Genomic DNA, 12,513 nt, shown 5'->3' with positions numbered 1-12,513 from the left:
CGGGCGGCGATTCGCCCGCCGCTTCAGCGCTTCGCGCCCCAGCTGATCGAGGCATATTGGCGGGTGTAATATTCCCCCATCAGCCCGAGCATCAGCAGCGCAAGCGCCACATAGAGCGGATATTCCCAGTTCGAATAATGCGGGTTGTAGTTGATGAACGTATAGCCGCGCGCCTGATCGATGGTGTGGAAGAGCGGGTTCCAGTTGAACAGCACCAACATCTTGTGCGGCAGGGTATTGGCGAGGAACATCTTGCCCGAGGCGATCATGTTCGCGCGCGAATAGATCTGCTGGACGATCGAGACGACATCGGGCGCCCAGGGCTTTATCGCGAGGAATACCAGCCCGATCGCGAGCCCGACGAACCACGACAGCAGCAGCATCGCCATGGCGCCGACCCAGTCATAAATCTCGATCGGCGTGAAGGCGGCGTGGTAGAGATAGAGCACCACCACCACCGAGAGCACCTGGATATAGAGCACGCCCAGCGCCGCCGAGGTGATCGAGACTGCGGTGGTCATCGGCGCGTGTTTCATCATCTGCGAGGTCGGCCCCTCGGCGGCGAAGACCGCGCCCATCGTCTTGGTATGGGTCAGGAACAGGAAGATCCCGCTCATCACATAGAGCAGGAAATCGCCGCGCACCGAATTGCCGCGCAGGCCGAAGACGAAGAACATCACATAGAAGACGAGGACGAGCATCACCGTCTGAAAGATGTTCATCAGGAGGCCGTAGATCGCGTTGCCATGCGATTTGCGGATCTGGCGCACGGTGGCGTGGTAGATCAGCTCCAGCATGCTGAAGGTGGATCCGAGGGTCGAATTGCTGCGTTCTGCTCTGAACATGGCCCTGCCGTTTTGGCGCTTCGACGAGATTATGCCCCGGAAAACTTGCCGTTCCCTTAGCGTGGCATCATAAGATCAAGGGAACAACATGGCAATCGGGCCGGATCAGGGCCGAATGGAGGAAAAATGGACTTCGATCGTCTTGTCAATGTGATGCGCCGCCTTGCGCTGGAGGCCGGCGACAAGATCATGGAGATCTACAATTCCCCCGATTTCGAGGTGAAGACGAAATCCGATGCCTCGCCGGTGACCGAGGCCGATGAGGCCGCCGATGCGCTGATCTCGGCGGGTCTGGCGGAGGCGTTCCCGGCGATGGCGCTGGTGACCGAGGAGCAGGCGGCGAGCCATGCGCAGGCGGTCTCGACCTTCCTGATCGTCGATCCCCTTGATGGCACGAAGGAATTTGTCCAGCGTCGCGGCGATTTCACGGTCAATATCGCCTATGTCGAGAACGGCGTGCCGCTGCGGGGCGTGGTCTATGCGCCGGCCAAGGGGCGGCTCTTCTATACGCTCGCCGATGGCCGTTCGGTCGAAGAGACCGGCGCTTTCGACAAGGAGGTGATCGGCCCGCAGACCCCGATCACCGTCTCGGTGCCCGACAATCGCGGGCTGATGGTGGTGGCCTCGAAATCGCACCGCGATCAGGCGACCGATGATTACATCGCGCAATATGCCGTGAAGGACATGACCTCGGCGGGCTCGTCGCTGAAATTCTGTCTGGTGGCGACGGGCGAGGCCGATCTCTACCCGCGGCTTGGCCGCACGATGGAATGGGATACCGCGGCGGGCGATGCGGTTTTGCGCGGCGCGGGCGGCGAGATGGTGCGATTCGATGACCACAGCCCCTTCACCTATGGCAAGGAAGGCTTCGCAAACCCGTTCTTCATCGCCTTTGCTCCCGGCGTTCTTCTGGTGAAATGATGTCTGTCCTGATCGTGATTCCGGCGCGCTATGCGTCGACCCGCTACCCCGCCAAACCCCTCGTCGCCCTGACCGGCGCGAGCGGCGTGGCCAAGACCCTGATCCAGCGCAGCTGGGAGGCCGCGATGGCGGTCAAGGGCGTCGACCGCGTCGTCGTCGCCACCGATGATGACCGCATCAAGGCCGAGGCCGAGCGCTTCGGCGCCGAGGTGGTGATGACCTCGGTCGATTGCGCCAACGGCACCGAGCGCTGCGCCGAGGCCTATGCCAATATCGGCGGCGGCTATGACATCGTCGTCAACCTGCAAGGCGATGCGCCGCTCACCCCGGCCTGGTTCATCGAGGATCTGATCAAGGGCCTCGAGGCCAACCCCTGGGCCGAGCTCGCCACCCCGGTTCTGCGCTGCGAGGGCGCGATGCTCGCCAGCCTGCGCGAAGACCGCGCCCAGGGCCGCGTCGGCGGCACCACCGCGGTCTTCGGCGCCGGCAACCGCGGGCTCTACTTCTCCAAGGAAGTGATCCCCTACACCGGCAAGGGCTATGGCCCCGCCGAGCCGACGCCGGTCTTCCACCATGTCGGCGTCTACGCCTACCGCCCCGAGACGCTGGCGGCCTATCCGAGCTGGCCGGTCGGGCCGCTCGAGACGCTCGAGGGCCTCGAGCAGCTGCGCTTCCTCGAGAACGGCCGCGCGGTGCTCTGCGCCGAGGTCGAGGCGCGCGGGCGCGAGTTCTGGGAGCTCAACAACCCCTCCGATGTCGCCCGGATCGAGGCGATGATGGCGGGCATGGGCCTCGAATGAGTGATTCGGCGGCGCGGACGAGCGTGATTGTCGTCTCGCGCCACCGGCCCGATGCGCTGGCCCGGCTGTTGACCGCGCTGGGCCAGCTCGACCACCCTGATTTCGAGGTGATCGTGGTCGCGGACCCGGCGGGCATCGCGGTTTGCGCGGGGCGGCCGGTGAAGACGGTGGCGTTTGACGCGGCCAATATCTCGGCCGCGCGCAATGCGGGGCTCGCGCAGGCCGCGGCGCCGGTTGTCGCCTTCATCGACGATGATGCGGTGCCCGAGCCGACCTGGCTCACGCGCCTGAGCGCGCCGTTTGCCGACCCGCGGGTGGTGGCGGCGGGGGGGTTCGTGCGCGGGCGCAATGGCATTTCCTTTCAGTGGAAGGCGAGCTGGACCGATGTCTGGGGCTATCATCACCCGCTCGAGGTCGATGAGGCGGCGCCCAGCCTGCATACCCCCGGCGCGCGGGTCGTGCGCACCGAGGGCACCAACAGCGCCTTTCGCCGCGAGGGTCTGCTGCGGCTCGGAGGCTTCGACCCGGCGTTCCGGTTCTACCTCGACGAGACCGATCTCAACATGCGACTCGCCGCCGAGGGGGGGCTGACCGCGATCGTGCCCGAGGCGCAGGTGCATCACGGCTTTGCCGCCTCGGCGCGCCGCTCGGTCGACCGCGCGCCCACCGATCTGAGCGAGATCGGCGCGTCCTCGATGCTGTTTTGGCGCAAATATGCCCCCGATGGCCCCGATTTCACCGAGGCGAGGGCGCGGCTCCTCGCGGCGCAGCGCGCGCGGCTGCTGGGTTATATGGTCGGCGGCGGGCTTGAGCCGCAGGAGATCGCGGGGCTGTTGCGCAGCCTCGAGGCGGGGCTTGCCGAGGGGGCGGCGCGCCCGCTCACGGCGCTGGCGCCGATCGCGCCCGCGGGCGCCGCGTTCCTGCCCTTCCCCGCGGGGCCCCGCCCCTGCCGCACGATCGCGGGCCGCGTCTGGCAGGCCTGGCGCAAGCGCCCCGCCGCCGCCCGCGCCGCCGCCCGCGGCGAGATCGTCACGCTCCTGCTTTTCGGGCCCTCGGTGCGCCGCCACCGGCTCTGGTTCCACCCGGATGGTTATTGGGAGCAGAACGGCGGGCTCTGGGGCCGGGCCGAACGCGAGGAGCAGCGATTCCAGCCGGTCTCCTTCGCCGCCCGCGTGGCGCGCGAACGCGCCCGCGTCGCGCGATTTCGGTGCCCGGCGCGGTGAGCGCGTGCACAGCGTGAGAATTGTTTGCGCAAACGGTCATCTGATAGGCACAAATTTGCGTTAACGTTTACCCATGAGGGGGCGGCGCCTTGTTTTGCCCCTGCAAACAAAGCTACAATTCCCGGGCAGTGGCGGCATTTTGTCGCCAACCAATTTAGGTGAGTTATGAAACGCAAGGTCACGAAGGCGATTTTTCCTGTCGCCGGTCTGGGCACCCGCTTCCTTCCCGCGACGAAGTCGATCCCGAAAGAGATCCTGACGCTCGTCGACAAGCCGCTGATCCAATATGCGATCGACGAGGCGCGCGCGGCGGGCATCAAGGAGTTCATCTTCGTCACCTCGCGCGGCAAATCGGCGCTTGAGGATTATTTCGACGATGCGCCCGAGCTCGAAGCCTCGCTGCGCAAGAAGGGCAAGACCGACCTTCTCGAGACGCTGAAAACCACCAACATGGATTCGGGCGCGATCGCCTATGTGCGGCAGAACCGCCCGCTCGGGCTTGGCCATGCGGTCTGGTGTGCGCGCCGGATGCTCGGCAACGAACCCTTCGCCGTGCTGCTCACCGATGACGTCATCGCCGCCGACAAACCCTGTCTGCAGCAGATGATGGAAGCCTATCAGGAGACCGGCGGCAACGTCGTCGCCGCGATGGAAGTGCCGCAGGAGCGCACCTCCTCCTACGGGATCCTCGACATCGAGGACGACATGGGCGCGATGGTCAAGGTCAAGGGCATGGTCGAGAAGCCGAAGGCCGAAGAGGCGCCCTCGAACCTCGCGGTGATCGGGCGCTATATCCTGACCCCGCAGGTCATGCAGAACCTCAACAAGAAGAAAGAGGGCGCCGGCGGCGAGATCCAGCTCACCGACGCGATCGCCGAGGAGATCGAAAAGGGCAACCCGGTCTATGGCTTCCGCTTCCGCGGGCAGCGCTATGACTGCGGCTCGAAGGCGGGCTTCCTGCAGGCGACGGTGGCTTTCGGCCTCGCCCGCGAGGATCTGCGCGACGAATTCGGCGATTACCTGAGCGACATCATGGCGATGCGCACGGCCGCGGAATAACGGATGGCGAAGCACGTTCTGGTCACGGGGGGCGCGGGCTACATCGGCTCGCATGCCTGCAAGGCGTTGCGGGCGGCGGGCTATGTGCCGGTCACCTATGACAGCTTCGTCACCGGCTGGCGCGAGGCGGTCAAGTTCGGCCCTCTCGAAGAGGGCGATCTGGCCGATCGCGCGCGGCTCGACGAGGTCTTCGCCAAGTGGAAGCCCGTCGCGGTGATGCATTTCGCCGCGCTCAGCCTCGTCGGCGAATCGATGAAGGACCCGGGCAAATACTGGCGCGGGAACGTGCTCTCCTCTCTCACGCTGATCGAGGCGGCGGTTGCGGCCGGCTGCCTCGATTTCGTCTTCTCCTCGACCTGCGCGACCTATGGCGACCAGGATGGCGTGGTGCTCGACGAGGGCACGCGTCAGGCGCCGATCAACGCCTATGGCGGCTCGAAACGCGCCATCGAGGACATGCTGCGCGATTTCGGCGCGAGCCACGGGCTCAACTCGGTGATCTTCCGCTATTTCAACGTGGCGGGCTGCGACCCGGAGGCGGAGGTCGGCGAGTTCCACCGCCCCGAGACCCATCTGATCCCGCTGATGCTCGATGCGATCGACGGCCGGCGCCCGGCGCTCACCGTCTTCGGCTCGGATTACGCGACGCCCGACGGCACCTGCATCCGCGATTACGTCCATGTCTCCGACCTCGTGGACGCCCATGTGCTCGGGCTGCAATGGCTCGAGGCGGGCAAGGGCTCCGAGATCTTCTGCCTCGGCACCGGCAAGGGCTTTTCGGTGCGCGAGGTGATTGCCGCCTCCCGCGCGGTGACCAACCGCGAGGTGCCGATCACCGAGGGCGACCGGCGGCCGGGCGATGCGGCGGTGCTGGTCTCGGGCTCGACCAAGGCGCTCGAGACGCTCGGCTGGGCGCCCAAGCGCGCCGATCTCGCGACGATGATCGCCGATGCCTGGCGTTGGCATCAAACCGGCAGCTATGAGAGCTGAGCCCGCCGCGCGACTGCTCGATATCACGCGGCTTGTCTCGCGCGTTGGCCTCGGGCCGTTGACCGGGGTGGACCGGGTCGAGATGGCCTATCTGCAGGCGCTCTGCCGCGCGCCGGTGCCGCTCTATCTCTTGTGCCGCACCTCTTACGGGTTCCTCCTCCTGCCGGGCAAGGCGGCGGAGATCCTGCTCGCGGGGCTGAGCGCGCCCGAGACGCTGCCCTGCCCGGCCTGGATCGACCGGCTGCGCGGGCGGTTCACGGCGCGGGCGCGGCTCGAGGCGGCGTTGCGGGCGCGGGCGATGGCGCGGGCGGGGCATCGGGGGCTCACCGGGCTTCTCGCGCGCAACCTGCCGCAGCCGGCGAGCTATCTCAACGTCGGGCAGACGACGCTGCGCCCGGAGACCCTGCGGCGGCTCAAGCGCGTGCCGGGGCTGCGCGCGGGTGTGATGATCCACGACACGATCCCGCTCGATTTCCCGCAATTTGCCAACGAGGGCGAGCCGGAGCGGTTTCGCGCCGCGCTTGCGGCCGCGGCGGCGCAGGCGGATGTCTTGATCTGCAATTCGGCGGCCACGGCGGCCGATGTCGCGCGCCATGCGCCCGCGGCGGCGGGGCGGTGTCTCGTTGCGCCGCTGGGGGTCGATCTGGTGGCGCCCGAGCCCGCCGCGATCCCGGCCGATCTCGATCTGATGCCCGATTATTTCGTGACGCTCGGCACGATCGAGCCGCGCAAGAACCACGCGGTCCTGCTCGACGCCTGGGAGGAGATCTTGCGCCGCAAGGGGCCGGAGGCGGCGCCGCGGCTTCTGATCCTCGGGCGGCGCGGCTGGCGCAACGCCGAAGTTTTTGCGCGGCTCGACCATCTCGGGGCCCTCAAGGGCGTGGTGCATGAGCTCGCAGGGCTCAGCGATGGCGCTGTCGCGGCGCTGGTGGCGGGGGCGCATGCGCTTTTGATGCCCTCGCGCGCGGAAGGATTCGGGCTGCCGCTCCTCGAGGCCGCCGGGCGCGGCACGAAGGTGATCGCCGCGCCGCTGCCTGTCACGGGGGAATTGCTTGGCAATAGAGCCATTTACGCAAACCCCGACGACAGCTATGATTGGGCGACAAAGATAATGGAACTGGCCGAGGAAAATCGGGCTGGTCACGGGGCGGTCGGGGAAAAATCGGACAGGATTGTCATCCCGACATGGACAGACCATTTCAATCTCGTCTTAAACAAGATGTGAGAGAAACAATCTGAACCCCTGCGACAAGCCTGCGGGAGAGGGTCGGAGTGAGCATTCGGACGTCATATCGCCTGCGCCTCAAACGCAAGCGTTTCCTGTTCCGCGCGTTTCGCAAACGCCGCGAGCTGACGGCTGTTGCCGAGCGCACCGGCGCGATCCGCAAGGGCGATGTGCTCGCCTTCGTCACGCTGCGCAATGAGCGGATCCGGCTGCCGTTCTTCCTGCGCTATTACCGCGAGCTCGGGATCGGGCATTTCCTGATCGTCGACAACGGCTCGGACGACGGCTCGGCCGAGTATCTCGCCGCGCAGGAGGATGTCTCGCTCTGGCGGACCGAGGCGAGCTACAAGCGCTCGCGTTTCGGGGTCGACTGGATGAACTGGCTCTTGCGCAAATACGGCACCGGGCATTGGACGCTGACGGTCGACCCGGATGAGTTCTTCGTCTACCCGTTTTGCGACACCCGGCCGATCAACGCGCTGACCGACTGGCTCGACACCTATCACATCCGCTCTTTCCCGGCGATGTTGCTCGACATGTATCCCAAGGGCCCGATCGATGCCGAGCCCTATCGCGAGGGGCAGGACCCGTTCGAGATCGCCTGCTGGTTCGACAGCGGGAATTACATGATTTCCAAAAATACGGAATTTCACAACCTCTGGATCCAGGGCGGGCCGCGGGCAAGAATGTTCTTTGCGGACAAGCCCTTGGCGGCGCCTTCGCTGAACAAGATCCCGCTGGTGAAATGGGAGAAGGGCTTCGCTTTCGCCTCCTCGACCCATATGATCCTGCCGCGCGGGCTGAATACGGTTTATGACGAATGGGGCGGCGAGAAGGCGTCGGGCTGTCTGCTCCATGCGAAATTCCTCTCGCCGCTGACCGCCAAGGTCGCCGAGGAGCTCGAGCGGCGCGAACATTTCGCCGGCTCGCGCGAATACAAGGCCTATTCCGACAAGCTCGCGCGCGAGCCCGATCTGTGGTGCAAATGGTCGGAGAAATATATCAACTGGCGCCAGCTCGAGATCCTCGGGCTGATGTCGAAGGGCAACTGGGCGTGAGGGGGCGCGGGTGACGGTCGGCTTCATCATGATGTGCCACACGGCGCTCGACCGGGCCGCGCAGGTCGCGCGCTACTGGGCCGAACATGACGCGCCGGTGGTCATCCATGTCGACAAGCGCGTGCCCGCGCATGAATTCGGCGCGCTCGGGCGCAGCCTGGCCGATCTGCCCAATGTCTCCTTCTGCAAGCGGTTCAAATGCGATTGGGGCACCTGGTCGCTCGTCGCCGCGGCGCAGGCGGGGGCCGAGCAGATGCTCGCGCGCCATGAGGAGGTGCGCCATGTCTACCTCGCCTCGGGGGCCTGCCTGCCGCTGCGCCCGGTGCAGGAGCTCACCGATTATCTCGACGCCCGCCCGCAGACCGATTTCATCGAGAGCGTGACGACCGCCGATGTCGGCTGGACGGTCGGCGGCATCGACATGGAGCGCTTCACGCTGCGCTTCCCGTTCTCATGGAAGACCCAGCGGCGGCTCTTCGACCGCTATGTCGCGCTCCAGCGCCGGCTCGGCCTGAAACGGCGGATCCCCGACGGGCTGGTGCCGCATCTGGGCAGCCAATGGTGGTGCCTGACCCGCCAGACGCTCAGCGCGATCTTGCAAGACCCCGAGCGCCCGGCCTACGACCGCTATTTCAAGAAGGTCTGGATCCCCGACGAGAGCTATTTCCAGACGCTCGCGCGGCTCTATGCCACCTCGATCGAGAGCCGCTCGCTCACGCTCTCGAAGTTCGATTTCCAGGGCAAGCCGCATATCTTCTACGACGATCACCTGCAGCTCCTGCGCCGGTCGGATTGTTTTGTCGCGCGCAAGATCTGGCCCAAGGCCGACCGGCTCTACAGCGCGTTTCTGTCGCCGCGCGCGGCCTCCGAGACCCCCGCCGAGCCGAACCCCGCCAAGATCGACCGGCTGTTCTCGAAGGCGGTCGAGCGGCGCACGAAGGGCCGCCCGGGCCTTTACATGCAAAGCCGCTTCCCGCTGAAAGACCGCGAAAACGGCAAGACCTCGGCGCCCTATTCGGTGTTTCAGGGCTTCACCGACCTCTTCGAGAATTTCGAGGGGTGGCTCTCGAAACATGTCGGCGCGCGGGTGCATGGGCACCTTTTCGCGCCCGAGCGCGCCGAATTTGCCGGCGGCGACGCGATGTTCAACGGCTGTCTGCCCGATTCGGCGATCTTGCGCGATTACAACCCGCGCGCCTTCCTGACCAATGTGATCTGGAACTCGCGCGGCGAGCGGCAGTGTTTCATGTATTCGCCGCGCGACACGCAGAAGGATATCGACTGGTTCACCGCGACCGACCCGAATGCGCAGATCTCGGTGATCACCGGCGCCTGGGCGGTGCCGCTGTTCCGCTCGAACCTGAATTTCGCCGAGATCCGGCGCGAGGCGGCGCGGCTGCAAAATATCGAGCTCGCGCATGTGACGATCCTGCGCTCGATGTATGTGAAGGCGCGGGTGCGGATCTGGACGATGGCGGATTTCATCGAGAACCCGATGGAGCCCCTGCAGACGATCATCGACGAGATCAGCCCGCGCGCGACGCGGCGGCTGACCGAGGCGCCGCAGATGGTCGACCTGACCGGCTTCGGGCAATTCCTGCAGAATTTGAAAAACCAGGGGATGCAGCCGCGGCTGATGGGGGATTTCCCCGTCGGCGGCGACCCGCGCCCCAATTCCCTGCGCCGCGGGCGCCCCTATCTTGTGAAGTGACATGCCGAATTTCGAGAGCTTCGTGATTTTCGCCGAGATGCGCACCGGCTCGAACCTGCTCGAGGCGGCGCTGAACGAGCTCAAGGGGGTGTGTTGCCACGGCGAGGCGTTCAACCCGGCGCTGATCGGCTATCCGAAACGGGCGGAGCTTCTGGGCGTGAGCATGGCCGAGCGCGACGCCGATCCGCATGAGCTGTGGCGGCGGATCCGGCGGGCCGAGGGGCTCAACGGCTGTCGCTATTTCCACGACCATGACCCGCGCGTGCTCGACGAGATGCTCGCCGACCGGCGCTGTGCCAAGATCGTGCTGACGCGCAACCCGATCGAGAGCTATGTGAGCCTGAAGATCGCGCGGGCGACGGGGCAATGGAAGCTCGGCGATGCGCGCCACCGCAAGGCGGCGCAGGCGCTCTTTGACGCGGGCGAGTTCGAGGCGCATCTGGGCGAGCTGCAGGCGTTTCAGATCCGGCTGATGCATGGGTTGCAGGTGAGCGGCCAGACGGCGTTTTACATCGATTACGAGGATGCGCAGGATCTTGGCGTGCTGAACGGGCTGGCGGAATGGCTGGGCGTGGCCGACCGGCTCGAGGCGCTGCCCTCGAGCCTCGTGCCGCAAAACCCCGAGCCCTTGGAGGCGAAGGTCGGCAATTTCCCGGCGATGGAGGCGTCGCTGGCGCGGATGGACCGTTTCAACCTCTCGCGCACGCCGAATTTCGAGCCGCGCCGGGGGCCCAATGTGCCCGGCTTCGTGGCGTGCAAGGAGGCGGGGCTGCTTTACATGCCGATCCGGCCCGCGCTCGATGCGCCGGTGCGCGATTGGCTGGCGAAGATCGGGCCGCTCGAGGAGGCGTTTTCGCAAAAGACCCTGCGGCAATGGAAGCGCCGCCACCCGGGGCATCGCAGTTTCGCGGTGCTGCGCCACCCGTTGATGCGGGCGCATCTGGCCTTTGCGGCGGTGCTCGCCTGGCCGGGGATGGCGGAGACGCGGGCGGTGTTGCGCAAGACCTACAAGCTGCCGCTGCCCGAGGAGGGCAAGGCGCTCGGCGCGGGGGATTATGGCGCGGCGCTCTTGGCGTGGCTGCGCTGGCTCAAGGCCAATCTGAATGCGCAGACGAGCCTGCCGGTGCAGGCGATCTGGGCGAGCCAGTCGGCGATGGTGCAGGCCTTTGCCGGGTTTTCCGCGCCCGATCTGCTGGCGCGGGAGGAGAGCCTCGCGGAGGATCTGGCCTATCTGGCGCGCGCCGCCGGGGTCGCGGCGCCGGCCTTTGCCGCGCCCGAGGCCGATACCGCGCCGGTCAAGCTCGCCTCCGTCTGGACCGACGAGCTCGAGGCGGCCGCGCGCGAGGCTTACACGCGCGATTTCATGCAATTCGGGTTCGGGGCGTGGCGGGCGGCCTGATCAGGCCGCTTGCGCGCCGCCCTGCGCCGCGGTCAGCACCGCATGCAGCGCCGCCGGATCGGTATTGGCGCGCAGTTTCGCACAGGTTTCGGCGTTGCGCATGGTCCGCGAGACGAGCGCCAGCGCCTTGAGATGATCGACGCCCGAATCCTTCGGCGCGAAGAGCGCGAAGACGAGATCGACGGGCAGACGATCCACCGCATCGAAATCGAGCGATTTTTCCAGCCGCAGGAACACCCCCACGACCGTTTTCAGCCCATGCAGACGCGCATGCGGCAGCGCGACCCCATGGCCGACGCCGGTCGGCCCGAGGGTTTCGCGCTCCTGCAGCGCGTCCACGGTCTGGGTGGCATCCAGCCCGTAGGCTGAATGCGCGATATCACCGAGATCCTGAAACAGGCGCTTCTTGCTCGTCACATTGGCCAGCACCTTGACGGCGCCCGGCTTGAGCAGGGTGGAAAGATCCATCTGTCCTTTTTCCGCGCCTGCCATGTCAGGCGCTCACTTGCTGTTGCGCGGGTCGATCCAGCCGACATGGCCGTCTTCACGGCGATAGACGACATTGACCCCGCCATGTTTCTCGTTGCGGAACACGAGCAACGGCTTGTCGGAGAGCTCCATCTGCATCACCGCCTCGCCGACCGAGATCGTGGGGACCTTGGTCTCCATCTCGGCCACGATCACGGGAGCGAGGCTGTCGCCCTCGGCCGACTCGTCATCTTCCGCGGCGAGCACATACAGCCCGGCTGCGTCGAATTCAACAGGTTGTGAACGCTCGCGGTGGTGGTCTTTCAGGCGGCGTTTGTGGCGGCGCAGCTGCTTGTCCATTTTCTCGCGGCATTGATCGAAAGCCGCATAGACTTCGGTCGCGTGGCCGGTCGCCGTGGCGGTCAGCCCGGTCGACAGGTGCACGGTCGCCTCGCACAGGAACTCATGCGCATTGCGCGAAAATACCACGGTCGCATCGGTGGGACGTTGCATGTATTTGTCCACCGTTTCGCCGAGTTCAGACTTCACATGGGATTGCAGAGCTTCACCCACGTCGAGCTGTTTTCCGCTGATCTGATACCGCATGGCTTCTCCTTCACGTCAGTGGCCGGAACCGGGATGACACATCCAGGTTTCCGTCCGGTTAAATGCTTGAAAGGGGGTCTGCGGAAAGGCCGCCGGGCAATGGCTGAGCCCTGCCGGAATCGGCGGAAAGGGAGCTCGGGCAATGGGGCCATGTTCACGCATTTGTCTCATTTGGGAACGGTTTGAGGAGGGTGTCAACGGGTCACTT

General features: G+C 65.9%; 12 protein-coding genes. 9 read left to right on the top strand and 3 right to left on the bottom strand.

The features are described from left to right. Window positions 1-23: 23 nt before the first annotated feature. Window positions 24-845: an ABC transporter permease gene (locus tag LPB142_RS01475; RefSeq protein ID WP_068766381.1), complete on the bottom strand. Its 822-nt coding sequence runs from the start codon at window positions 843-845 to the stop codon at window positions 24-26. Between the two features lie 126 nt (window positions 846-971). On the opposite strand from LPB142_RS01475, the gene cysQ reads away from it, so the two are divergent. From cysQ to LPB142_RS01430, 9 genes are all read left to right on the top strand, one after another. After that, entirely contained in the window at window positions 972-1,766 is a 795-nt protein-coding gene (cysQ, locus tag LPB142_RS01470) for a 3'(2'),5'-bisphosphate nucleotidase CysQ (RefSeq protein ID WP_068766382.1), read from the top strand. Next, window positions 1,766-2,566, top strand: coding sequence for a 3-deoxy-manno-octulosonate cytidylyltransferase (locus LPB142_RS01465; RefSeq protein ID WP_068766383.1), 801 nt, complete (start codon window positions 1,766-1,768; stop codon window positions 2,564-2,566). Before cysQ ends, LPB142_RS01465 begins: the two co-directional genes overlap by 1 nt. After that, a complete protein-coding gene (locus tag LPB142_RS01460; RefSeq protein WP_071165287.1) occupies window positions 2,563-3,789 on the top strand; it encodes a glycosyltransferase family 2 protein in 1,227 nt (408 codons plus the stop codon). Before LPB142_RS01465 ends, LPB142_RS01460 begins: the two co-directional genes overlap by 4 nt. 165 nt (window positions 3,790-3,954) lie before the next feature. Then, complete coding sequence (galU, locus tag LPB142_RS01455) at window positions 3,955-4,848, top strand: UTP--glucose-1-phosphate uridylyltransferase GalU (RefSeq protein ID WP_071165286.1); 894 nt, start codon at window positions 3,955-3,957, stop codon at window positions 4,846-4,848. A 3-nt stretch (window positions 4,849-4,851) separates the two neighbouring features. Next, window positions 4,852-5,838, top strand: coding sequence for a UDP-glucose 4-epimerase GalE (gene galE / locus LPB142_RS01450; protein ID WP_071165285.1), 987 nt, complete (start codon window positions 4,852-4,854; stop codon window positions 5,836-5,838). Further along, complete coding sequence (locus LPB142_RS01445; RefSeq protein WP_156894291.1) at window positions 5,828-7,063, top strand: glycosyltransferase family 4 protein; 1,236 nt, start codon at window positions 5,828-5,830, stop codon at window positions 7,061-7,063. Before galE ends, LPB142_RS01445 begins: the two co-directional genes overlap by 11 nt. Window positions 7,064-7,110: 47 nt before the next feature. After that, window positions 7,111-8,121 carry a glycosyltransferase family 2 protein gene (locus LPB142_RS01440; RefSeq protein WP_197474231.1) on the top strand — a complete coding sequence of 337 codons (1,011 nt, stop codon included), beginning with the start codon at window positions 7,111-7,113 and terminating at the stop codon, window positions 8,119-8,121. Between the two features lie 10 nt (window positions 8,122-8,131). Next, entirely contained in the window at window positions 8,132-9,832 is a 1,701-nt protein-coding gene (locus LPB142_RS01435) for a DUF5927 domain-containing protein (RefSeq protein WP_071165284.1), read from the top strand. 1 nt (window position 9,833) lies between these two features. Further along, window positions 9,834-11,231, top strand: a complete 1,398-nt coding sequence (locus LPB142_RS01430) for a nodulation protein NodH (RefSeq protein ID WP_071165283.1) — start codon at window positions 9,834-9,836, stop codon at window positions 11,229-11,231. Here the strand turns inward: LPB142_RS01430 and LPB142_RS01425 are convergent, their stop codons facing one another. Next, window positions 11,232-11,699, bottom strand: a complete 468-nt coding sequence (locus tag LPB142_RS01425) for a PTS sugar transporter subunit IIA (RefSeq protein ID WP_068766389.1) — start codon at window positions 11,697-11,699, stop codon at window positions 11,232-11,234. A 33-nt stretch (window positions 11,700-11,732) separates the two neighbouring features. Further along, complete coding sequence (gene hpf / locus LPB142_RS01420) at window positions 11,733-12,305, bottom strand: ribosome hibernation-promoting factor, HPF/YfiA family (RefSeq protein WP_068766390.1); 573 nt, start codon at window positions 12,303-12,305, stop codon at window positions 11,733-11,735. Window positions 12,306-12,513 lie beyond the last annotated feature (208 nt).

Origin of the sequence: Rhodobacter xanthinilyticus, assembly GCF_001856665.1 — a bacterium.
Lineage (GTDB): Bacteria > Pseudomonadota > Alphaproteobacteria > Rhodobacterales > Rhodobacteraceae > Rhodobacter > Rhodobacter xanthinilyticus.
The sequence above is the reverse complement of the archived record's forward strand: the minus strand, read 5'-3'. Positions and strand labels throughout refer to the sequence as shown.

What these genes read in the sequence shown, in the direction of transcription:
- cysQ (WP_068766382.1), top strand. Translation starts at nt 972, where the DNA reads ATGGACTTCGATCGTCTTGTCAATGTGATGCGCCGCCTTGCGCTGGAG.
- LPB142_RS01430 (WP_071165283.1), top strand. Translation starts at nt 9,834, where the DNA reads ATGCCGAATTTCGAGAGCTTCGTGATTTTCGCCGAGATGCGCACCGGC.
- galE (WP_071165285.1), top strand. Translation starts at nt 4,852, where the DNA reads ATGGCGAAGCACGTTCTGGTCACGGGGGGCGCGGGCTACATCGGCTCG.
- LPB142_RS01445 (WP_156894291.1), top strand. Translation starts at nt 5,828, where the DNA reads ATGAGAGCTGAGCCCGCCGCGCGACTGCTCGATATCACGCGGCTTGTC.
- LPB142_RS01460 (WP_071165287.1), top strand. Translation starts at nt 2,563, where the DNA reads ATGAGTGATTCGGCGGCGCGGACGAGCGTGATTGTCGTCTCGCGCCAC.
- LPB142_RS01475 (WP_068766381.1), bottom strand. Translation starts at nt 845, where the DNA reads ATGTTCAGAGCAGAACGCAGCAATTCGACCCTCGGATCCACCTTCAGC.
- LPB142_RS01425 (WP_068766389.1), bottom strand. Translation starts at nt 11,699, where the DNA reads ATGGATCTTTCCACCCTGCTCAAGCCGGGCGCCGTCAAGGTGCTGGCC.
- hpf (WP_068766390.1), bottom strand. Translation starts at nt 12,305, where the DNA reads ATGCGGTATCAGATCAGCGGAAAACAGCTCGACGTGGGTGAAGCTCTG.
- LPB142_RS01465 (WP_068766383.1), top strand. Translation starts at nt 1,766, where the DNA reads ATGTCTGTCCTGATCGTGATTCCGGCGCGCTATGCGTCGACCCGCTAC.
- galU (WP_071165286.1), top strand. Translation starts at nt 3,955, where the DNA reads ATGAAACGCAAGGTCACGAAGGCGATTTTTCCTGTCGCCGGTCTGGGC.